General features: G+C 65.5%; 21 protein-coding genes. 8 read left to right on the top strand and 13 right to left on the bottom strand.

All coding sequences use genetic code 11. The features are described 5' to 3' along the window. The first annotated feature begins 163 nt into the window (after positions 1-163). Together FOS14_RS00900 and FOS14_RS00895 are read left to right on the top strand one after the other, a co-directional pair. The gene (locus FOS14_RS00900; protein WP_143768373.1) at positions 164-526 is read left to right on the top strand and encodes a hypothetical protein; all 363 of its coding nucleotides are present in this window, start codon (positions 164-166) and stop codon (positions 524-526) included. Beyond that, positions 513-941, top strand: coding sequence for a hypothetical protein (locus FOS14_RS00895; protein ID WP_143768372.1), 429 nt, complete (start codon positions 513-515; stop codon positions 939-941). The genes FOS14_RS00900 and FOS14_RS00895 overlap by 14 nt, the downstream gene beginning before the upstream one ends. Here FOS14_RS00895 and FOS14_RS00890 read toward each other — a convergent pair whose 3' ends face one another. Next, positions 942-1,580: a TetR/AcrR family transcriptional regulator gene (locus FOS14_RS00890; protein ID WP_143768371.1), complete on the bottom strand. Its 639-nt coding sequence runs from the start codon at positions 1,578-1,580 to the stop codon at positions 942-944. A gap of 54 nt (positions 1,581-1,634) precedes the next feature. On the opposite strand from FOS14_RS00890, the gene FOS14_RS00885 reads away from it, so the two are divergent. Further along, positions 1,635-2,171: an ester cyclase gene (locus FOS14_RS00885; RefSeq protein ID WP_143768370.1), complete on the top strand. Its 537-nt coding sequence runs from the start codon at positions 1,635-1,637 to the stop codon at positions 2,169-2,171. On the opposite strand, the gene FOS14_RS00880 is transcribed toward FOS14_RS00885, so the two are convergent. The 3 genes from FOS14_RS00880 to glpX all read right to left on the bottom strand — a co-directional run bounded on the left by FOS14_RS00880 (position 2,161) and on the right by glpX (position 6,373). Next, positions 2,161-3,600, bottom strand: coding sequence for a class II fumarate hydratase (locus FOS14_RS00880; protein ID WP_143768369.1), 1,440 nt, complete (start codon positions 3,598-3,600; stop codon positions 2,161-2,163). The two genes, FOS14_RS00885 and FOS14_RS00880, sit on opposite strands and share 11 nt — an antisense overlap. Positions 3,601-3,619: 19 nt before the next feature. Beyond that, on the bottom strand, positions 3,620-5,269 hold the full coding sequence (locus FOS14_RS00875; RefSeq protein WP_143768368.1) for a fumarate hydratase: 1,650 nt from the start codon (positions 5,267-5,269) through the stop codon (positions 3,620-3,622). 63 nt (positions 5,270-5,332) lie between these two features. After that, positions 5,333-6,373: a class II fructose-bisphosphatase gene (gene glpX / locus FOS14_RS00870; protein ID WP_143768367.1), complete on the bottom strand. Its 1,041-nt coding sequence runs from the start codon at positions 6,371-6,373 to the stop codon at positions 5,333-5,335. Positions 6,374-6,470: 97 nt separating this feature from the next. Between glpX and FOS14_RS00865 the strand changes: the two genes are divergently transcribed. Beyond that, complete coding sequence (locus tag FOS14_RS00865) at positions 6,471-7,046, top strand: DUF4245 domain-containing protein (protein WP_143768606.1); 576 nt, start codon at positions 6,471-6,473, stop codon at positions 7,044-7,046. Positions 7,047-7,054: 8 nt separating this feature from the next. Here the strand turns inward: FOS14_RS00865 and FOS14_RS00860 are convergent, their stop codons facing one another. The 3 genes from FOS14_RS00860 to FOS14_RS00850 are packed head-to-tail and all read right to left on the bottom strand — an operon-like array spanning position 7,055 to position 9,149. Then, positions 7,055-7,300 carry an exodeoxyribonuclease VII small subunit gene (locus FOS14_RS00860; protein WP_143768366.1) on the bottom strand — a complete coding sequence of 82 codons (246 nt, stop codon included), beginning with the start codon at positions 7,298-7,300 and terminating at the stop codon, positions 7,055-7,057. Between the two features lie 2 nt (positions 7,301-7,302). Beyond that, on the bottom strand, positions 7,303-8,583 hold the full coding sequence (xseA, locus tag FOS14_RS00855; protein ID WP_143768365.1) for an exodeoxyribonuclease VII large subunit: 1,281 nt from the start codon (positions 8,581-8,583) through the stop codon (positions 7,303-7,305). Next, positions 8,580-9,149 carry a lipid droplet-associated protein gene (locus tag FOS14_RS00850; protein WP_143768364.1) on the bottom strand — a complete coding sequence of 190 codons (570 nt, stop codon included), beginning with the start codon at positions 9,147-9,149 and terminating at the stop codon, positions 8,580-8,582. The genes xseA and FOS14_RS00850 overlap by 4 nt, the downstream gene beginning before the upstream one ends. A 109-nt stretch (positions 9,150-9,258) precedes the next feature. On the opposite strand from FOS14_RS00850, the gene FOS14_RS00845 reads away from it, so the two are divergent. Next, the gene (locus FOS14_RS00845) at positions 9,259-10,290 is read left to right on the top strand and encodes a 4-hydroxy-3-methylbut-2-enyl diphosphate reductase (RefSeq protein WP_143768363.1); all 1,032 of its coding nucleotides are present in this window, start codon (positions 9,259-9,261) and stop codon (positions 10,288-10,290) included. A gap of 106 nt (positions 10,291-10,396) precedes the next feature. Here the strand turns inward: FOS14_RS00845 and FOS14_RS00840 are convergent, their stop codons facing one another. Together FOS14_RS00840 and FOS14_RS00835 are read right to left on the bottom strand one after the other, a co-directional pair. Next, positions 10,397-11,329: a DUF6542 domain-containing protein gene (locus FOS14_RS00840; protein ID WP_143768362.1), complete on the bottom strand. Its 933-nt coding sequence runs from the start codon at positions 11,327-11,329 to the stop codon at positions 10,397-10,399. Positions 11,330-11,434: 105 nt separating this feature from the next. Then, a complete protein-coding gene (locus FOS14_RS00835) occupies positions 11,435-12,577 on the bottom strand; it encodes a DNA recombination protein RmuC (protein WP_143768605.1) in 1,143 nt (380 codons plus the stop codon). Between the two features lie 123 nt (positions 12,578-12,700). Between FOS14_RS00835 and FOS14_RS00830 the strand changes: the two genes are divergently transcribed. Both FOS14_RS00830 and FOS14_RS00825 read left to right on the top strand, forming a co-directional pair. Continuing rightward, complete coding sequence (locus tag FOS14_RS00830) at positions 12,701-13,867, top strand: exonuclease SbcCD subunit D (RefSeq protein WP_143768361.1); 1,167 nt, start codon at positions 12,701-12,703, stop codon at positions 13,865-13,867. Next, positions 13,864-16,857 carry an AAA family ATPase gene (locus FOS14_RS00825; protein ID WP_143768360.1) on the top strand — a complete coding sequence of 998 codons (2,994 nt, stop codon included), beginning with the start codon at positions 13,864-13,866 and terminating at the stop codon, positions 16,855-16,857. The genes FOS14_RS00830 and FOS14_RS00825 overlap by 4 nt, the downstream gene beginning before the upstream one ends. 13 nt (positions 16,858-16,870) lie before the next feature. Here FOS14_RS00825 and FOS14_RS00820 read toward each other — a convergent pair whose 3' ends face one another. Beyond that, complete coding sequence (locus FOS14_RS00820) at positions 16,871-18,160, bottom strand: acetyl-CoA C-acyltransferase (RefSeq protein WP_143768359.1); 1,290 nt, start codon at positions 18,158-18,160, stop codon at positions 16,871-16,873. A 73-nt stretch (positions 18,161-18,233) separates the two neighbouring features. Then, on the bottom strand, positions 18,234-19,013 hold the full coding sequence (locus FOS14_RS00815; RefSeq protein ID WP_370512137.1) for a trans-aconitate 2-methyltransferase: 780 nt from the start codon (positions 19,011-19,013) through the stop codon (positions 18,234-18,236). A 44-nt stretch (positions 19,014-19,057) separates the two neighbouring features. Here FOS14_RS00815 and ychF point away from each other — a divergent pair, with 44 nt between their 5' ends. Then, entirely contained in the window at positions 19,058-20,155 is a 1,098-nt protein-coding gene (gene ychF / locus FOS14_RS00810) for a redox-regulated ATPase YchF (RefSeq protein ID WP_143768357.1), read from the top strand. 27 nt (positions 20,156-20,182) lie between these two features. Here ychF and FOS14_RS00805 read toward each other — a convergent pair whose 3' ends face one another. Both FOS14_RS00805 and FOS14_RS24565 read right to left on the bottom strand, forming a co-directional pair. Further along, positions 20,183-20,890 (bottom strand): recombinase family protein, encoded by a 708-nt coding sequence (locus FOS14_RS00805; RefSeq protein WP_143768356.1) that lies wholly within the window; start codon positions 20,888-20,890, stop codon positions 20,183-20,185. 80 nt (positions 20,891-20,970) lie between these two features. Beyond that, a complete protein-coding gene (locus FOS14_RS24565) occupies positions 20,971-21,147 on the bottom strand; it encodes a hypothetical protein (protein WP_185981552.1) in 177 nt (58 codons plus the stop codon). Positions 21,148-21,732 lie beyond the last annotated feature (585 nt).

Raw genomic sequence — 21,732 nt, 5'->3', positions numbered from 1 at the left:
GCTCGAGCGCCGCCCATGGAACGAAACGACCCCTGTGCGTGAATTTTCACCGCGGGCGGTGAAAATTCACGCACAGCTGGGTAATTTGCGTCAGCTTTGCGCGTAGCTGGCTAACCTGGGGATATTCACGACGCGTGGTCGAAGTCCGGCGAAGGTGGCAGTCATGGTCATTGCGTTGATAGTTCTGCAGGTGCTCACCTTGGCCGCCTTGGTTGCGCTGATGCTGTACGTGCGGCAGATCCGAGCCCACACGCACGATGCGGCGGCCACCCTGATTCTCGAGCCGCCGCCACCACCGGAGATCGCGGAATCGTTCCGCGCTGGTCACGGTCGGTTGTTGAGCGTCGAGATCCTCAATCCCATCGAATTGGCCACGAGCCAAGCCAAGTTCGCCGGAGCGGTCGCTGGCAGCCTGGTGCCGGGACTGGTGCGCCAGATCGTTTACGAACAGGCCGCCAAGATCCTCAACGAGGAGTTGCCCAAGCAGGGGGTCAAAGCGGAGGTCCGCATTCATGCTCCCATTTAGCTTGGCACTGGCCACCTCGGCGACGATTGTGTTGACGCTCCTCGTCGGCCTATATGCGCGTCGCAGCGCAACCGCCGCTGTCGAGATGCGCGCCAAGTGCCGGCGCCACGACGCGTACGTGGGGGAGTTGTCGCGCTATATCGACAGTCGTCGAACACTGGCCGACGTTGCCGATACCGCCGGGGCGGCGGTCAACCTCGGCAACACAGTTACACGGTCCTCGCATGAGGTGATTGCTGCGATTCCCTTCGAGGTCCTCGAAAACATCCCGGCGACGAGTGAGACCGCGAAAGCGGTCCGCGAGGTGCACGACGCGACTGCGGCCGTCGTCTATGACGCGATCGGCACCGTCAACCAGGCGTTGGGTGCGGCGTTGCGGCGCCGGTTGACCGGTAAGGACCAACCGGAGAAGTAGCTAGTCGAACAGGTAGCCGATCATCGCCCGGGAAATCCAGTCGGCGTATTCGCCCAGCGTCCAACGCTGTTGGAGGACCAGGCGCTCGTAGTGGTCCACCGCAATGCAGTTCCAGAGTGCGTCACGCACTGTCGGTAGTTCGATGCCGGTGCGCAGCTGCCCGGTCTCGAGCAGATGCCGCCCGAACATCGTCATCCCGGCGAGCCCTTCGTCGATCAGCTTCTCCCACACGGCTGCGAGTGTGGGGTCGGCATGCCGGCCGTCGCGGATGACAATCTGCACCTTGGCCGAACGCTGGATCCGGCCGGCAAGCCCCTGCACGTAGATCTCGATCTTGCGCCGGGCGTCTGGCTCCGCGAAGATGCTGCGGACCTCGGGTCGCTCGGCGACCGGCACCGGCTCATCATCACCTGCGATCACCATGTCGAAGACCGCCTTGGCCAGAGCCGCCTTGCTGCCGAATCCCTTGTAGATGCTCTCCGCCGAAACCCCGGCGCGCTTGGCGATGTCGGTCATTGTGGTGGCTTGGAAGCCGTCTCGCTCGAAAAGTTCCTGCGCTGCCAGCACGGTTGCGCGCCGCCGAGCGCGTGCCTGTTCGCGTCGCCGGGATGCGTCGTAGCGCCTCTTGACTTCGCTCATTCACCCGTCCGATACTTTTAATTACAGTGCAACTGTATCTAATTGGAGACGATCATGAGCACCACTTCCATGCCCGTGTCCGCCGATCTGAAGTCGGTCGCGGTTCGCAGCATCCACCTCATGGCATCGGGGAGCCGTGACGAGTTCGATGAGGTCATTAGCGCCGAGGGCTTCACGCGCGAGCGCCGGGCCGCACCGCCGCCCGCCCGCGGCAGCGGTCCCGATGGCTTCTACCAACTCGCGCTGTGGCTGCGCGCCGCCTTTGCCGATCTGCACTACGACATCCACCACGTCATCGCGGACGGCGACCTGGTAACCGTGAACTCGACAATGAACGGACGGCATACCGGGCCGATGATCTTTTACACCGAGGACGTGCAGGTCGACGCCGCATTCGCGCCAACCGGCCGCCCGTTCGCGATGACTCAGTCGCATTGGTTCCGGATGAAAGACGGCAAAATCGTCGAACATTGGGCCAATCGCGACGATCTCGGTGTGGCCCGCCAACTTGACTGGGTCCCGCCCACCCCGCGCTACCTGCTGCGGTGCGCGCGGCTGAAGCGGCAGGCGCGCAAGTCGCTTACTTCTTGAAGGAGTCGTCGGACACTTTGGCCATCGCAAGCACGTCGAGTCGGCGGTCCAGTTCCTCCTCGGACAACTTGTCGCCCAGCAGTCCGCGGTCGATGACCACCTGCCGAATCGTCTTTTTCTCCTTCAGCGCCTGCTTCGCCACGGCGGCGGCCTCCTCATAGCCGATGGCGGAGTTCAGCGGTGTCACGATCGACGGCGACGATTCCGCGAGCTCACGAAGGTGATCCTCGTGCGCTACGAGTCCGCTGATGCAGCGGTCGGCAAACAAGCGCGACACGTTCGCGAGCAGCTTGAACGATTCGAGCAGGTTGCGGGCCATCATCGGGATGTACACGTTCAGCTCGAACGCGCCGTTCGCGCCGCCCCAGGCCACCGCTGCGTCGTTGCCGATCACCTGGGCCGCCACTTGAGTAACCGCTTCCGGCAGAACGGGATTCACCTTGCCGGGCATGATCGAGCTACCTGGCTGCAGGTCCGGCAAAGCAATCTCGGCCAGACCGGTCAGCGGCCCGGAACCCATCCAGCGAATGTCGTTGGCGATCTTGGTCAGCGACACCGCGATGGTGCGGAGCACGCCGGACGCCTCGACCAGCCCGTCGCGCGCGGCCTGAGCCTCGAAGTGGTTTTCGGCCTCGCGCAGCGCGTCGACACCGGTCATCTCGACCAACTCGGCGACGACCCGGGCGCCGAAGCCGTCCGGGGCGTTGAGTCCGGTGCCGACAGCGGTGCCGCCAATCGGGAGTTCGCCGAGGCGGGGCAGGCACGCGTGGATGCGCTCGATTCCCGCCTCGATCTGGCGGGTGTAGCCGCTGAATTCCTGACCCAAGGTCACGGGCACCGCGTCCATGAGGTGAGTGCGGCCGGACTTGACCACGTTCTTCCATTCGACCGACTTGTCCAGCAGCGCAAGGCGCAGGTGGTCCAGTGCCGGCATCAGGTCGGTGACCGCGGCTTCGGTTGCGGCAACATGCGTCGCCGTCGGGAACGTGTCGTTGGACGACTGCGACATATTGACGTCGTCGTTGGGATGAACCGTCACACCGTTTTTGGCCGCGATGCTAGCGATCACCTCGTTGGTGTTCATGTTCGAGCTGGTGCCCGAGCCGGTCTGGAACACGTCGATCGGAAATTGGTCGTCGTGCTGACCAGCCGCAATCTCGCTCGCGGCCGCGATGATGGCATCAGCCTTTTCCGCGTCGAGCAGGCCGAGGTCCTTGTTCACCTTCGCGCAGGCGGCCTTCAGCAGACCCATGGCCCGAATCTGGGTGCGTTCCAACGGTCTTCCGCTGATCGGGAAATTTTCGACGGCGCGCTGGGTTTGCGCGCGCCAGAGGGCGTCGACGGGGACGCGTACCTCGCCCATGGTGTCGTGTTCGATACGAAATTCGTCCTCGCGCTGTGTCGATGGCTCGCTCGCGCGTTCACTCATGAGCTGTGCGCCCCTTCCGTTAGCTGCGTACTGGAATACTCCTGAACACGGGCTGATCGTTGGGAACGGCGAAGAAGTCGTTGCCCTTGTCGTCGACGACGATGAACGCGGGGAAGTCCTCCACCTCGATGCGCCATACCGCTTCCATACCCAGTTCCGGGTATTCGAGCACCTCGACCTTCTTGATGCAGTCGAGCGCCAGGCGCGCGGCGGGGCCGCCGATCGAACCGAGGTAGAACCCGCCGTATTGCGCGCACGCATCGGTGACCTGCTGGGACCGGTTGCCCTTGGCCAGCATGATCAAAGAACCCCCGGCGGCCTGGAACTGCTCGACGTAGGAATCCATGCGGCCGGCCGTGGTGGGCCCGAAGGAGCCGGACGCGTAGCCCTCGGGCGTCTTGGCCGGGCCGGCGTAGTAGACGGGGTGGTTACGCAGGTACTCGGGCATGGCCTCGCCGGCGTCGAGGCGTTCCTTGATCTTCGCGTGCGCGATGTCGCGCGCGACCACGAGCGTTCCGGTCAGTGAAAGTCGGGTCTTCACCGGATGTTTGGTCAGTTCGGCGCGGATTTCGTCCATCGGCCGGTTCAGGTCGATGCGGACCACATCGTCATCCAGATGCTCATCGGTGGTTTCCGGCAGGAACTGTGCCGGATCCTTCTCGAGCTGCTCGAGGAAAACCCCCTCGGCGGTGATCTTGGCGAGGGCCTGCCGGTCCGCCGAGCAGGACACGGCGATCGCGACTGGGCAGGAGGCGCCGTGGCGGGGGAGCCGGATCACGCGGACGTCGTGACAGAAGTATTTGCCGCCGAATTGCGCGCCGATGCCGATCTTCTGCGTCAGCTCGAACACCTTCTGCTCGAGTTCGAGGTCGCGGAAACCGTGTCCGGTGGGCGAGCCCTCGGTGGGCATGGTGTCGAGGTAGTGGGCGGAGGCGTATTTGGCCGTCTTGAGCGCGAATTCGGCGCTGGTGCCGCCGACCACGATGGCCAGGTGATACGGGGGGCAGGCCGAGGTGCCCAGCCCGCGGATCTCGGTTTCCAGGAACCGCAGCATCGACTTCTCGTTCAACACGGCCTTGGTCTTTTGGTACAGGAACGACTTGTTGGCCGAGCCGCCGCCCTTGGCCATGAACAGGAACTTGTAGGCGTCACCGTCGGTGGCATACAGCTCGATCTGCGCCGGCAGGTTGGAGCCGGTGTTGCGCTCCTCCCACATGGTCAGCGGCGCCATTTGGGAGTAGCGCAGGTTCAGCTTGGTGTAGGCGTCGTAAACGCCCTGGCTCAAAGCGATTTCGTCGCCGCCCTCGGTGAGCACGTTCTGGCCGCGCTTGCCCATGACGATTGCTGTGCCGGTGTCCTGGCACATCGGCAGCACACCGGCCGCGGCGATGTTGGCGTTCTTCAGCAGATCCAGCGCGACGAACTTGTCGTTCGACGACGCTTCGGGATCATCGAGAATGCGGCGCAGCTGTGCCAGGTGGGCCGTGCGCAGGTAGTGCGAGATGTCGTGAATCGCCTCGGCAGCCAGCGTGCGCAGCGCCTCCGGCTCGACCTTCAGGAAGCGCCTGCCGCCGGCTTCGAAGGTGCTGACGCCCTCGGTGGTGACCAACCGATAGGTCGTGTTGTCCGGGCCGGTCGGCAGCAGGTCGGCATAGGCGAATTCGGGCATCATCGGATCCTGTCGCTCTTTAGGAAGTACAGATTGAAGCTACGCCGTTGCCGGCTGCCCCGCTCAGGGCATCGGCGGCACCGCGTTGTCGTCGCCGTCGAAGTCGACCGCCGAGTATTCGCGCAGCTTGGTTAGCCGGTGATAGGCGTCGATCATGCGAACCGTGCCCGACTTGGAGCGCATCACGATGGAGTGGGTCGACGCGCCGCCACCGTAGTAGCGGACGCCGCGAAGCAGATCACCGTCGGTGACGCCGGTTGCGCAGAAGAACACGTTGTCGCCGGAGACGAGGTCCTCGGTGAAAAGGACCCGGTCGAGGTCGTGCCCGGCGTCGATGGCCTTCTGCCGTTCCGCGTCGTCCTTCGGGGCGAGCTTGCCCTGCAGCGCACCGCCCATGCAGCGCATCGCGGCGGCGGCGATGATTCCCTCGGGTGTCCCGCCGATACCGACGAGCATGTCGGTGCCGGAGTCGGGGCGGGCGGCCGCGATGGCGCCGGCCACGTCACCGTCGCCGATCAACCGGATCCGGGCGCCGGTGTGGCGGACGTCGGAGATCAACTGCGCGTGTCGCGGACGATCGAGAATGCAGACGGTGATGTCGGACATCGATGACTTGCGTGCTTTGGCCACCCGCCGGATGTTCTCGGCGACCGGCGCCGTGATGTCGATGACGTCCGCGGATTCCGGGCCCACGGCGATTTTCTCCATGTAGAACACCGCGGAGGGGTCGAACATCGACCCGCGCTCGGAAACGGCGAGCACCGAAATTGCGTTCGGCATGCCCTTCGACATCAGCGTGGTGCCGTCGATCGGGTCGACGGCGAAGTCGCAGTCCGGTCCGTCGCCGTTGCCGACGAGCTCGCCGTTGTAGAGCATCGGCGCCTCGTCCTTCTCGCCCTCGCCGATCACGACGACCCCGCGCATCGACACGGAACTGACCAGTTGGCGCATGGCATCGACGGCAGCGCCGTCGCCGCCCTCCTTGTCGCCGCGACCAACCCAGCGTCCGGCAGCCATCGCGCCCGCCTCGGTAACCCGGACGAGCTCCAACGCGAGGTTGCGATCGGGGGCCTCACGTCGCCTCGGTGTGCTGCTGGCCGTCATCGGCAAGTCTCCTCTGGTTTACGGGCGGTATCTTCCGGTGATTCTCGCAGAGCGCTGCGGCTACCGCGGGGGCAACCCAGCGTCGTGGCCTGGGATACTGAAGCTCGTGGCCGAAAAGAACCGCCTGTTCCAATCCAACCGCGACATGGCGCTGTCGTTGATCCCGCTCGTACTGATCTGCATCGTTTTTGCGGGCTTGGCCAGTCAATGTTCGTTCCGGCCGGGTGGCCCGAGCCAGGGCCCGATTCCCAGTTTCGATGCGTCGGCTGCGCTCAAGCAGGATGCGAAGACGATGAGTTTCCCCGTCCGTCAGCCGCAGCTCCCCGCCGATTGGACGCCCAACTCAGGGAGCAACGGCCTCATATCCGGCAGCAGCGGCGGCCAGTACACCACGGTCGGGTACATCACTCCGGCCGGTGCATACCTGCAGCTGACCCAAACCAGCGCCACCGAGGAAACGCTGGTGCCCTTCGTCGCGCAGGAACCCCGGACTGCGACTGGCGTCGAGAACGTGGCCGGGCGGCAGTGGGTCGTTTACGACGCCCCACCGGCCGAATCGATCTGGGTCGCCAACTTCGGTAGTGCCCGGGTGCTGCTGCGCGGCGCAGGCACTCCTGATGAATACCGAACCCTCGCCGAAGCCGTCGACAAGGCTGCGCCGATCGCCGGTTGAGGAACGGTCTAGTTCTCCCGTTCGGCCTCGGCTAGGCGTTGTTCGATTCGTTTCCGGGCGCCTGCGAGGTGTGCCTCGCAGCGGTTGGCCAGGGCCTCACCCCGTTCCCACAACGCCAGCGAGGCGTCGAGGTCGAGGCCGCCCTGTTCGAGCACTCGGACCACTTCGACGAGTTGTTCGCGGGCATCCTCGTAACCGAGTTCGGCAATGTCGGGAAATTCGTTGACCGGGCTTTCCGCAGCGTTGTTAGCCATGCTTAGGGGGCGTCCTTTCCTTGTGGGCGGCCCAACGAGGCGGCGCTGATCGCCCCGTCTGAGACTCGAATGCGCAACTGTGCGCCTGGCGGTGCATCGGCGACACAGCGAACGACATGCGCTTGCGCTGGGCCGGCAACCCGCTGCACAACAGCGTAGCCGCGGGCCAGCGTCGCCGCGGGACCGAGGGTGTTGAGCCGCTCGCGCAGGTGCTGCGTTGCTGTCGATTCGGTAGTGACCGTGCGCTCCGCATCACGGCGGATGCATTGGCGCATTCGGTCGATGTCGGCTTCTTGCTGGGCGAGCGCGGCAAGCGGGGCGGCGAGCACCGGGCGGCTGCGCAGTTGGTCGAGTCCATGCTGCTCGCGGGTGACCCAATTGCGCAGCGCCGCGCGGGCCCGTGACCGCAGCTCGGTGACCAGCGCGAGTTCCGCCGCGGCATCGGGCACCACCCGCTTTGCCGCGTCCGTGGGAGTGGCGGCCCGCAGGTCGGCAACGTGGTCGCTCAGCGGACTGTCTGGCTCATGCCCAACGGCGCTGACCACCGGAGTCGTGCACGCGACTATCGCCCGACACAGCGCCTCGTCGGAAAACGGCAATAGGTCTTCGACGCTGCCGCCGCCGCGGGCCAGGATGATGACATCGACGGTCGCGTCGCGGTCCAGGTCACTTAGGGCCTCGATGATCTGAGAGACCGCGGTGGGGCCCTGGACGGCAACATTGCGGACCGCGAAATTCACTGCTGGCCAGCGCTTTTGCGCGACAGATAAAACGTCGTGCTCAGCCGCGCTGGCGCGGCCCGTGATCAGGCCGATGGTGCCCGGCAGAAAGGGCAACCGGCGTTTGAGGCGAGCGTCGAACAGGCCTTCGGCCGCGAGCAGTTGACGCAGCCGCTCGATTCGGGCGAGGAGTTCGCCGATGCCGACCGCCCGGATCTCGGTCACCCGCAGCGAGATCGTGCCCCGGGCGGGGAAGTAGCTGAGCTTGCCGAACATGATCACGCGACTGCCCTCGCGCAGCGGGACGGGGCTGTCGCGCACCAGTTCCGGTGCACACGTCACCGACAAAGACATGTCGGCGACCGGATCGCGCAGGGTGACGAAGGCGGTTCGCGTGCCGGGTCGCAAATTGATCTGCGTGATCTGTCCTTCAACCCAGATGCTTCCGAGCCGGTCGATCCATTGCGCGACCTTCGTGGCCACGGACCGAACAGGCCACGGGTTCTCTGCTGAGTTGGAGGTACGGGCGGCGGGACGCCCATCGGCTACATTGCCGCCGGTCACTTGGCCTTCGCGGCGGCGATCCGGTTCTCCAGCATGGTTTTGAAGGGCGGCCGAGCAAGTGTTCGGTCTTCGTAGTCCAGCAGTTCGTTGAGCTCGTCCACCGACAGGGCTCGTAGTCGCGCGCGCAGCTGGGCGAGCGTGAGCGATCCGTAGTCGAGGTACTGCGCGATCTCGGGCTCCGCAACCCGCTTGAGCGAGCGTGTCTCCAGCGGGTCGGGCAACGGCTGGGTCTGCGTCGGCTCGTCGAGCCCCGGCATGGAGTACAGCGCGAATCGACCCGACGAGGCCGGACGCTCCGGCAAGGGTGGCAGCTCCGTGAGCGTCTCGTCCTCGTCGAACGTGGCCCACTCGGGCAGTTCCTGAGCTCCCTCGAGTCGGCTGAAGAGCTGATCGCCCTTGATGGCCAGACTGGTCATGAACTGCTGGAAGTGCATGGTCGTCTGCAGCAGTTGGCTGAACGCGGTCATGGGCCAGGTGATTGCCGCATTGGGCAACTTGCGGGTCTCTTCCACCACGTACACCGCGGCACCGACCGCGACACGGGCCAGATAGGGAGGTCGGAACATAACAACAGAGTGCCTGATGGTCGTTGGATTTGGTAGTTGAGCGGGGGATCAGCGGTGTACGCGGAGCCGGAGCGAGTAACGAAAGTGCCGTGCCCCGTATCCTGGTGCCATGACTTCGGCAGTTCCGCTCAATGTGGGTATCGCCGGATCGGCGCGGACCGGATCGGACTCCGCGACCGGCGCCGGTAACGCGCAGGCTGGCCGCAAGCGGGTGTTGCTCGCCGAGCCGCGCGGCTACTGCGCCGGTGTCGACCGGGCGGTGGAAACGGTCGAGAAGGCGCTGGAGAAGCACGGTGCGCCGATCTACGTGCGCAAAGAGATCGTGCACAACCGCCATGTCGTCGAGACTCTCACCGAACGCGGCGTGATCTTCGTCGACGAGACGGACGAGGTGCCGGAGGGATCGCTGCTCGTTTTTTCCGCGCACGGCGTCTCGCCGGCCGTGCACCAGGCGGCCTCCGATAGGAACCTGCGGACGATCGATGCGACCTGCCCGCTGGTCACCAAGGTCCATCAAGAAGCCAAACGGTTCGCCCGCGACGACTTCGACATCTTGCTCATCGGCCACGCCGGTCATGAAGAGGTTGAAGGCACAGCGGGTGAGGCACCCGAACACGTTCAACTCGTCGATGGCCCCGATTCGGTCGAATCCGTCCGGGTCCGCGACGAATCGAAAGTTATTTGGCTCTCGCAAACAACGCTGAGCGTCGACGAGACCATGCAAACCGTGTCGCGGCTGCGGGAGCGATTCCCGATGTTGCAGGATCCGCCCAGCGACGACATCTGTTACGCCACCCAAAACCGGCAGGTCGCCGTCAAGGCCATGGCGCCCGAGTGCGATCTGGTGATTGTGGTGGGTTCGCGTAACTCGTCGAACTCTGTCCGCCTCGTCGAGGTGGCCCTCGGCGCCGGGGCCAAGGCCGCGCACCTGGTCGACTACGCCCGCGAGGTCGAGCCGGAGTGGCTGGCTGGCGTGCATACGGTAGGCATCACGTCGGGAGCTTCCGTGCCCGAAATCTTGGTGCGCGGCGTGATCGACCTGCTGGCTGAGCACGGGTTTTCCGATGTCCAGCCGGTCACCACCGCCAATGAGACGCTGGTGTTTGCCCTGCCCCGTGAATTGCGGGCATCTCGGAAGTAGATGCTGCGGAAGTAGATGCTGGAGAGTCCGTTGGCCTAGTCGGTGGCGGCCGAAGTGAGCATCGCAGGCGCCGAGGAGCGGAGCGACGCCAGAACCGACCTGTGACCTAGTCGCGGTAGCGGCGCGGGTTGTCCCGGTACCCGGGCTCGCGGTAGCTCCTCGATTCGCTGGCCGGATCTCCAGTCGGAACGTCCCGGTAGCGGACCGTAGGCACGGGATGCGCGGGCATATCCGATGATCCGCGGCGGTAGGGCCTTCCCGAAGCGGTCGGGTAGCCGCTGGAGTAACCGGTGCCTGGGTAGCCGCTCGCCGCCGAGGATGCGGCAGGTTCGCGACGGTACGACGGAAAGTCGTCGCGGCGGGGCTGGCGTGCAGCCGGTCCGGGCGGCGGCGTGATGTCGCGTCGGCGACGTTGCGGACTGGGCTGATCGGGATTGCTCCGCGCCCGGCGTGCACTGCGCGCTGCCGCAGCCTCCTTGCGGATTTGCTCCTTGCGACTCTGCCGGTCGCGGCGACGAGCTTGCGCGGTATCTGCGGGTTCGGCGGCCTTGCCGGTCACGGGTGCGGCGGGCGTGGGTCGGCGACTTGGCGCGGGCCGCGAATGCCGGTTTCGGGCGCGGACCGGAGCAGCCGAGTCCTGCCGGGCCGCGATGAACCGGATGACTCCCACCCCGAACACCACCAACGTGGTGACCAGCATCAGCGGAAAGCGGTTGACCAATGGGATGGCGAGGTTGAGCAGCAGGTCCTTTACGGTCGTCCCGCTGCCCCTCGTGAAGAACTGATATGCGGCCGGCACCGCGACGAACAAGATCAGCGGCGGCTGTACCACTGCGGCGAACAATCCGCGGTAGCGCACGGCAAGCACGGCAGCCAGGCAGCCGAGGAAGTAGCACACGGAAAAGGCTCGAGTCAGATCGGTGCCCCGGCTCGCATCGAGTCCGAACCCGATAAGGGTTCCGACGACCGCGATCAGAACTGCAACGCCGGCATTGACCCCTTGTGCGCTGGCGATGGCCGAACGCTGGGGCAATGGCACTGCAGGACGCGCGCGTTGTGAAGCAAGCACACGACGACATTAACCTGTAAAGCGTAAAAAGCCTCGCTGGCATGACCGATATCGCGTTGTTAACTATGGTGGCGCTCACTCCTGGACCGCCGTTGGAGCCAAGCGCACGCCGCGGGGCCACGAATCGACGTGCCGAATGTCGGAAACGCCGGACTCATGGTCCTGCAGCTCGGCCAGCTTTCGCGCGGTGACCATGACCCGTGACTCGATCGACGATGCCGTCATGTTGAACGAGTCGACCGCCTTGCCGAGTTGCGACCCGAGCCGGTCGAGGTGCTGACCGGCGGTGTTGAGGCGGTTGTAGAGCTCACGGCCGAGTTGCTGGATCGTCGCGACGTCGCGCGAGATCGATTCCTGCCGCCAGGAGTAGGCGACAGTTCGTAGCAAGGCGACCAGGGTGGTCGGCGTCGCCATGATCACGTTCTTGGCGAACGCGTACTCGAGAAGATGGGCATCGCTTGTGAGGGCGGCGTCGAGGAATGGGTCACCGGGCAGAAAGAGCACGACAAACTCCGGGCTCTGCTCGAACGACTCCCAATACGACTTGGCGGCCAGCTGGTCGACATGGTGGCGTAGCTGGCGCGCGTGCCGCGCGAGCAGCATGTCCTGGCTGCCTCGATCCTCTTCCGCGGTGGCGTCTAGATATGCCTCCAACGGCACCTTCGCATCGACGATGATGTGGCGCCCGCCGGCGAGGTGCACAACCAGGTCCGGGCGCACACTCCCACGAGTCACCTGGGTGGCGAAGTCACAGTGCTTGGCCATGCCGGCGAGTTCGACGACTCGCTCCAACTGCACCTCGCCCCATCGACCGCGCACGGCTGGGGCGCGCAGCGCGGAGACGAGTTGCGCCGTCTGCGTCGACAGTTGATGCGAGGTGCGTTGCATCCCGGCCACTTGCTCGCGCAGTCCCGCGTACGCGTGCAGCCGGTTGGCTTCGAGTTGTGACACATGCTGGCCGAGCGCGCCGATGGCGTCGCGCAGGGGATCAACCAGCGCAGCCACCTGGGAACCGATCGCGCCGGAGTGGCGGCGCGCGGAATCTTCGTTCGCCATGCTGAGCGATCGCTGCAGCAGCCGTTCGTTGTCCTGCAGCGCCGCGAGCGCTGCCTCGGCGCGAGCCAGGCGCTCCCCGCCGCGAATGCCACGTACCAGCCACCCGAGCAAGCCACCCACCAGCAGCGCGCCGAGCAACCCGAAGGCCGTCAATGCGTTCATGGCCGCGATGATGCCCTGGCGCACCGACAAGTTTCTCCTCTGCCCAGGTCGGCGCCTGCTTGACGCAAAACGCCGTTGCTGCTGCGGCGAAATTGTCGGTGGCCTCGCCTAGCGTCGCTTGCCATGAGGATCTTGCACACCTCCGACTGGCACATCGGCCGGACGTTTCACGGCGTCGACCTGTTGGCTGACCAAGCCGCCGCACTGCAGTCCATTGCGGATGTCGTTGCCGAGCGCGCGATTGACGTAGTCCTCGTTGCTGGAGACATCTACGACCGCGCCATTCCCAGCGCGGATGCGATCGTGGTGTGCAACAAGGGATTCGAGGCCATCCGGCAGGCCGGGGCCACGATCGTGGCCACCTCTGGAAACCACGACTCACCCGCGCGCCTCGGCGCTGCCTCTGCGTTTGCGGCGGCAGGCGGGCTGCACCTGATCACCCGGATCGGCCAGGTCGACGCGCCGGTTGTGCTCGATGACGAGCACGGTCCGGTGGCGTTCTACGGCATTCCCTATCTGGAACCGGAGACCACCCGAGTAGAACTGGATGTGCCGCAGGCGCGTTCGCATGCCGAGGTGCTCGACGCCGCGATGGATCGAATACGGATGGATCTGGCCCGCCGCGACGGGCACCGGTCGGTGGTGCTCGCGCACGCGTTTGTTGTCGGCGGGGACGCCAGCGGCTCCGAACGGTCGATCGCGGTGGGCGGTGTCGAAACGGTTGGCGGCGCAGCGTTTCACGGCGTCGACTACGTAGCCCTTGGTCATTTGCATTCGCCGCAGGTGCTTTCGGATGAATTGCGCTACAGCGGATCGCTGCTGCCGTATTCCTTTGCAGAGCGCTCACATCGAAAGGCCGTGTGGATCATCGAGCTCGACGCTGCGGGACTCGGTTCGGTGCGGCGGTGCGACCTGCCGACTATTCGGGGGCTCAGTCAGTTGACCGGGACGTTGGAGGAGTTGCGTACGCACGCAGAATTTGACACGGCCAGCGATCATTACGTCTCCGCGGTGCTCACCGACCCCGTCCGTCCCAAGGACGCGCTGCGACTGCTGCAGGAACGTTTCCCGCACACCGTGCACGTGGAATGGAAGCGTCCGCAGTGCGCGGAAGTGACCAGCTACGCGTCGAGAGTCCGCGGCCGGGCTGACGTCGATATCGCGCGCAGTTTCCTCGCCGATGTCCGCAGCGCACCGACTGAGGTCGAAACCCATTGGCTGCAGGCCGCCTTGGCGGCGGCGACTAATGACGCGGAGCCTCTTGACGCGCGCTGGGCGGAATCGGCATGAGGCTGCACCGCCTCGAGGTTCATGCTTTCGGTCCTTTTGCTGGCAACGTCGAGGTGGACTTCGATGCGCTCGGCGCCGACGGCCTGTTCCTGCTGCACGGAGATACCGGTGCGGGAAAGACGACGGTCCTCGACGCAATCGCTTTCGCCCTCTACGGAACGGTGCCGGGGTCGCGGCGGGAATGCAAACGTCTGCATTCGGACTTGGCCGCCGCCGACGCGGTGCCGCACGTGGTCCTCGAAGCGACAATTGCCGGACGACGATTGCGTATCTCGCGACATCCAGAATTTCAGCGGCCGAAGCGTCGCGGCACCGGGATGCGAACCGAGAACGCCAAGGCGACGTTGACCTGGTTGGACGGTCGTGGCCAGAACTTGACCCGGCTCAACGAGATCGGTGACGAGGTCAATCGCCTGCTCGGCATGAGCGCCGATCAGTTCTTCCAGGTGGTGCTCCTGCCCCAAGGCGAGTTCGCCCGCTTTCTGCGATCCGATAACGACGATCGTGAGCGGTTGCTCGAGCGGCTCTTCGACACCGAACGATTCGGCTCAGCCGAGCAGTGGCTCGCCCAGCGCCGCCGAGAAAGCGCGGCGCAGCTGGAAGGATCGCGGCAGGCCGTGCAACGCCTTGCGGCACAAGCGAGTACGGCAGCAGGCGTGGAGCATCCCCCGGAGGATTCGGCCGATCAGGTCCTGGTGTGGGCGCAAGACGTGCTAGCCGGCAGTCGGTCGGCTTACGCCACCGCCGAGACCGGGCTCGATGAGGCGACGAGCCGTGCCGCGACGGCGAGCGAGGCGTTGTCGGAGGGCAGGCGGATTGCTGACCTGCACCGTCGAGCGGCACACGCACGGGCAGAGCTCGCCGAGTACCGCGCAACATCGGCCGAAAGGCAGCGGCTCGCCGATGAACTCGACACCGCGCAACGGGCCGCGCCCATCGTCGCGATCCTTGCGGAACGCGACGATGTTCTGGCTCGCACCGGCGAGTTGCGCGCCGCCGCACAGCGATACGCCGCAGAGCTGACACAACTCGGTGCCGAACCAGATGTGCTCAGCTGCGGGTCGGCCGACGAACTCGGCCGACGCATCGATGCCGCCATCGAGCGGTGGATCAATGAGGCGGGCCGGCTCGACGAGCTCATCGCGGCAGCCGCGCGAGCGCAGCAACTCGGCGGTGACCTCGACTCCCTGAGTGCACAACTGGCGCAGCTCGACACCCAAGTCGGCACGGCACGGATCCGGCGCGCCCAACTGCCGGCCGATCGGCGTGCGGTGACCGACGAACTGCAGTCGGCGGTGCAGGCCGCCGCGCGCGTTGCGGCCCTGCGCATGGAGAGGGATCGTGCCGCAGACATCCTGACCGCCGCCGACGAGCACGCCGCCGTGCGGCCCGCGTTAGCGCGGGCTCTCGACGAGCTTGCCGAGCGCCGTGCTGCACACCTCGACGCACGGGAACTGGTGCTGGAGCTGCGGGCCCGACGACTCGCCGGGATGGCCGCGGAACTCGCCGGTGAACTCAACGACGGTGAGCCATGCCGAGTGTGCGGGTCTGTCTCACATCCGGCACCCGCCGAGCAGCGCGAGACTGTCGTTTCTGCGGAAGCGGAGGAACTGGCCGCATCAGCCGAGCAGCGCGCAGCGGCCGCCGTCGATGTGGCGGTTGGCCAGGTGACCGAACTCCAGCGGCAGGTTGACGTTCTCGAGAACCGTTGCGGTGGAATGGATCCGGTACCTGCAGCGGCGCGACTCGCCAACGTTGCCGCGGAACTCTCCGTTACCGAGGGCGCCGCCGCACGAATGACGGACCTCGAGGCGCGGATCAGCGAACTCGACGCCGAGGACGCCGCGCTCGCCGCGTCGTTGCTCGACAGCGAAGCGCGCCGCTCGGCTGTCAGCGAAAAAATCCAGCTCACCCAGGCTCGACTAGCGGATGCGCAAGCCCAACTGGCGCAGGCTCGGGGCGCGGACGGATCGGCATCGCAGCGCCGAGAGCGATTGCGTCGGTTGGCCCGCTGCGCGGCACAATGGCGGGACGCGCTCGCCGAGGCACGGGCCGCGGAGGCGGCCGCGAACTCGATCGAGGCGAAATTGATGGCCGCTCTCGCCGAGCAGGGATTCACAGACGCTGACACGGCCCGTGCCGCGATTCGTTCGGCGGAATTCACCAAGAATGGTCGGTCTCGGCTACAGATCGCCGAAGAGCAACGAATACGGGCAGCGGCCACCCTCGCCGAGCCAGACATCATTGAGGCACTTACCGTTCCTGAGCCGAACGTCGACGGACTCGAGCGCGTTCATGCGGAGGCTGCCGAACGGCTCAGGTCGGCCATCGCAACTCGCGCCGAAGCAGCGCGGCGGCTGCGCGAAACCGACGACATCGTGACGCAATTGTGGGCGGCGGTGGATCGGCTACTGCCGCAACAGAAACGCCACGAAGAGCTGGCGGATCTGGCGGACACTGTCGCCGGCCGCGGTCAGAACTCACGCCGAATGTCGTTGCGCTCCTATGTGTTGGCAGCACGGCTGGAGGAGGTCGCGATAGCCGCCTCGGCACGGTTGGAACGGATGTCGGCCGGACGATACGAGTTCGTGCACTCGGATGCGGCGGGACCGCGCGGCAAACGTGGCGGACTAGGGCTGGATATTCGCGACGACTACACCGGGGCGGTGCGACCGGCGAAGACGCTTTCGGGAGGGGAGACCTTTCTCGCGTCGTTGGCGTTGGCGCTCGGTCTCGCGGACGTCGTGTCGGCGGAGTCCGGGGGACTGGTGCTCGACACCATGTTCATCGATGAAGGCTTCGGCAGTCTCGACAGCGACACCCTCGATGCGGTGATGGGAGTGCTCGATGAGCTTCGCGCTGGGGGGCGCGTGGTCGGAATCGTCAGCCACGTCGATGAACTGCGCCAACGGATACCCAGTCGCCTGCATGTGATCCGGGATCGCGCTGGATCGCGGCTGCACGCCGATGTCGGCGTGCTAGCCGGATAAGACCGCCCTGCGTTTACCCGATTCGCTCGAGCACTGCTGACGCACCGATGCCGCCCGCGGCACAGATGCCCAGCAACGCCGTCTCCTTGCCGGTCAGCGCCAGTTCGTTGGCCATGGTGGTGACCATTCGCGCGCCCGTGGCGCCGAACGGATGGCCGATCGAGACCGAACCGCCGTGCACGTTGAGCTTGTCCACATCGATCTGACCAACGGCCTCATCGCGATCGAGCCGGTTCTTCGCCCACTCGTGGCTGGCGAGCGCCGAAACCACGGACAGCGTCTGCGCGGCGAAGGCCTCGTGGATGTCGACCAGGTCGATGTCGGCCAAGCTCAGGCCCGCCTTGTCCATCGCCCGCGGCATCGAAATTGCCGGGCCGATCAACACCTGGTCCTTGGGGTCGACGCTGACGTAGCTCCACGACCGGAAGGCAGCCAGTGGCTGGTAGCCGAGCGCGCGGGCCTTGTCTTCGCTCATCAGCAGCACCGCGGAGGCGCCGTCGGTCAGCGGGCTGGAGTTGCCAGCGGTGACCGTCCCGTCCTCGGCGAAGACGGGTGCGAGTCGCGCCAACTTTTCGACGCTGGTGTCCGGTCGGACCAGGCCGTCTCGCTCGACACGCTTGCCGCTCGGGGTCAGCACCGATAGCACCTCCCGGTCGAAGCGTCCGCAAGCGATTGCCGCGGCCGCGCGGTGATGTGAACGGGCGGCGAACTCGTCCTGGTCGGCTCGGCTGATCCCGTTGATGCGGGCCATCTTTTCGGCCGATTCGCCCATCACTTCGCCGGTCGTCCGCTCGGCGATGCGCGGGCGCGTGGGAATGATGTCGGTGAACGGTGCAAGTTGCCGGGCGGCGGTCAGGTAATCCTTGATTTTCGGCTTACCCAGCGCGATTGGTGCCATGGAGTGCACCACCTTCTGCGGCAGCTTGATCTCGGCATTGCTCGTCGAGTCGCTGCCACCGGCGATCATGACGTCGTACTCGCCACGCTCGATCGCGGCCGCAGCAGCGGTGACGGCCTGCAGTCCGGACGCGCACGCACGAGTGACTGTGTAGCCCTCGCAGCCATAGTCGAGGCCGAGATCGAGTGCGACTTCACGGGCGATGTTCGGCGCTGCGCTCGGCAGCACCACGCCACCCCACACGATGGCCTGGACCTCATTCTTGGGAAGGTCGGTGCGATCGAGCAGGCCCTGTACCGCGGCGTCGGCGAGCGCGATCGAGTCCATCCGAGTGTAGTCGGTGAAGGCGCGGACGAACGGGGTGCGGGCGCCGGAAACGATGACGGCGCGGCGGGTCGTACTCATCGACGATTCCTCAGCGGTTGTAGGAGTGACGCTCGGTTACATGCAATTGTGCATGTTAATTGCCGGACTTGCATTACCGGGGTGCCGGTCGCAGCTCCGCACGCAACTGCAGGAACCGGAACTCGGTTTCCGATCCGGTGATTTCTGAATACTGATCCAGGACCGCGGCCGCGAAAGCATCGACATCTGCGGCGGGCAGTCGCGCGGTCCAGTCCGAGGAACCAACCGTGCACCAATACTGAAAGGCCTTGCGAGAGCCGAAGTCCCAATGGATATCGGTTACCGACTTGCTGGCAACGATCAAACCGGCACCCGTCACGATCTTTTCGAACTCGTCGGGCATCACGTGCACAAACGGCGCCTCGAACCCGTCGAACGCCGCAGCCCAGCGCGGATCCTGGGTGACGGCCATCGAGACCTGTTCGATGCTGCGTCGCGGTCCGCCGCAAACGAATCGGACGATGGCGCGTCCGGTTGGACGCAGCGCGGCGGCAATACGTCGATACGCGGCGGCCTGGTCGTGAACCCAGTGCAGCGCATTGAACGAGACCACGAGGTCGAATTCGTCGAGGAACCGCAGTGTCGTCACGTCGCCGAGTTCGAAGCTCAGATTCTGCGTCGCCCGTCCGAGTGCCGCATCAACCATCCGCGGCGAGGGATCGACGCCGATTACCGAACCGCGCGGCAGCCGGTCGGCGATGCGGCGGGTGACGAAGCCGTCGCCGCAACCAATGTCGAGCACCCGTTCGTCGCCGCGCAGGTCGACCGACTCCAGCGACTCGGCCGCCATTGCCCGTTGCAGGTCGCTGATGTCGCCGTAGCTGGCACCGTCCCAATCGGCCACAACTGACATCGTCGTCCACGGCGGGGCCCTGACGCACGTAGAATCCGAACACCGTGAGCCTTACTCTCGGGATCGTCGGCCTGCCGAACGTCGGAAAATCCACACTTTTCAATGCGCTGACACGAAATGACGTGCTGGCCGCGAACTACCCGTTCGCCACGATCGAGCCCAATGTGGGAGTGGTCCCGCTGCCGGACCCGCGCCTGAACAAACTGGCCGAGATCTTTTCCTCCGAGCGGATCGTGCCCGCGACTGTGTCGTTCGTCGACATCGCCGGGATCGTCAAGGGTGCGTCCGAGGGTGCCGGACTCGGCAACAAGTTTCTCGCCAACATTCGGGAGGCCGATGCGATTTGCCAGGTCGTGCGGGTGTTCGCCGACGACGATGTCGTCCATGTCGATGGCCGGGTCGATCCAGCGGCTGACATCGAGGTGATCGAGACCGAACTGATCATCGCCGACCTGCAAACGCTGGAAAAGGCGATCCCACGCCTCGAAAAGGAGGCCAAGGTCAAGAAGGACCGCAAGCCGTTCCTCGATGCTGCGCAGGCCGCGCAAGCGGTACTCGACGCAGGTAAGACGCTGTACTCGGCACGCGGTGACCTCGACGCTGCTTTACTCCGCGAACTGTCGTTGCTGACCACCAAGCCCTTCCTGTACGTGTTCAACGCCGACGAGTCGGTGCTGACCGATGAACAGCGCATCGCCGAACTGCGAGCCGCTGTGGCGCCCGCCGACGCGGTGTTTCTCGACGCCAAGGTCGAGTCCGAGTTACTCGAACTCGACGATGAATCGGCCGCTGAATTGCTCGAGTCGATCGGCCAACTCGAGCCCGGACTGCACGCGCTGGCCCGTGCCGGCTTCCACACCCTGGGCCTGCAGACGTATCTGACCGCGGGGCCCAAGGAGTCCCGCGCGTGGACGATCCATCAGGGCGACACCGCCCCGAAGGCTGCCGGTGTTATCCATACCGACTTCGAGCGCGGGTTCATCAAAGCGGAGGTCGTGTCCTTCGACGACCTGGTCGCCGCGGGATCGATGGCCGCAGCCAAGGCGGCGGGCAAGGTTCGGATGGAGGGCAAGGACTACGTCATGGCCGATGGCGATGTGGTCGAGTTCCGTACCGGAATACCCTCAGGTGGCAAGAAGTAACAACCGCGCGAACTCCGCCTGATCTTCTCAGACCGAAGTGCGAAGGTCGGCGGCGTTGTCGGAGTTGTAAATCGCCGCCACGCTCGCCGGGTACCACATCGCCTTGCCGCGCGGTGTCAGGATGCGGTCCGCCATGAGGCGGTTGGCGATGGCCTGCCACGACTCGCCGCTTTCTCGCTCAGCGACGATCCGCCTGGTTATCGCCCGGTCCAGCTTCGGCCTCGCGCCAAGCGGCTCATTGCGCGCCTTCTTGGCCTGCAGGGCGGCGCTGATCCGGTCACCGATGATGCGTCTCTCGTACTGTGCGGCGGCCACCATCACGTTCGCCGCCATCTCGCCCGCCGGGGTCGCGGTGTCGATATCCAGATCGCAGAACTTCAATTCGATGCCTTCGCTGCGAAATTGCTCGATCAACCGGCCTGCGTCCGGCACCGACCGGCTGAGCCGGTCCAGGCGCGCCACGATCAACCCGCGGGCCTTCCCGCTTCGCACCGCCTCGATGGCGGCGAGGGCACCTGGGCGGTTCTCCAGTGACTTGCCTGATATTCCGGGGTCGGCGAACTCCTCCACTATCGTCAACCCCTTACGTTCGGCGTACGCCTGGATGGTGGCGCGTTGCGCCTCCAGTCCCAATCCGCTCACAACCTGCTCGGCGGTCGAGCACCGAACGTAGGCGACGACGGTGCCCGCGGGGGCGGCAGTGTCGGACTTCTTGCTCTTGGGGCGGCGGCTCATACGGCTACCTTAAAACTTTTAGTAGTCAATTTTAAGCGTTTGCCGAAACCCGGCCCGGATCAAACTGGGTTGGGGCAGTTCTAGCGAGCGGCGCGGCAGTGTTCGGAAGCCACACGCAACCCTGCCTCGGCGCCGATCAGGTAATCGAGCACCCCAGCTTCGTCAGCGGTGAGCTCCTTGCTTCGAACGCGTGCGACGACTGCGGCGATGCTGTCGGCAGCGGCCGCGGTGACGGTGTCCGGGGTGGCCTGCTCCATGCCGCCCAAGTCTAATCGCCAGCGCAAAACCTCGAGACGGGGTTTCACCCTGCTACTTACGGAGGTTACTACCGTTATGCATACGCGGTATGTGTTGCGCGGCAATAGGTGTCATCAGGTATAGTTCAACGGCGGCGGCCGTTGGTTGCGCACGGAGAAACCCGCCAACTGCTAGACAGTGCGCAACCTCAGATGGCCGCCACGCCGAACAACCACCGCGAAAAGGAACCCACCTGGTGAGGTCGCTGGCCCGATGCCCGCGGCCACGCACGCGTCACCGTGGCGCTTGCGCACAGGCATGAAGGGTTCACGTTGTCCCGCAACAAGTCCGACTTTGAGCTGAGGCGTGACGCTGCGGCCGGGGTGTTGTCGTCTCGGCTGCGTAACAGCGCACCAGCCGGCGAAATCAACCAGGCCAAAGTATTACTGGCAGAAGCGAGAATTCTCGCCCACGTCGAGAAAGTACTGGCGTCTGCACCCCCACTGTCACCCGAACAGATTGATCGGGTAGTGGGCCTGCTGGCGTCACCGGCACGGCCCGTCGCAGCTTCTACACCAAGCGCCGCGTGAACGCCGAAACCTGCG

This window comes from Skermania sp. ID1734 (assembly GCF_007489285.1).
In the GTDB taxonomy this organism is placed as follows: Bacteria; Actinomycetota; Actinomycetes; order Mycobacteriales; family Mycobacteriaceae; genus ID1734.
The sequence above is the reverse complement of the archived record's forward strand: the minus strand, read 5'-3'. Positions and strand labels throughout refer to the sequence as shown.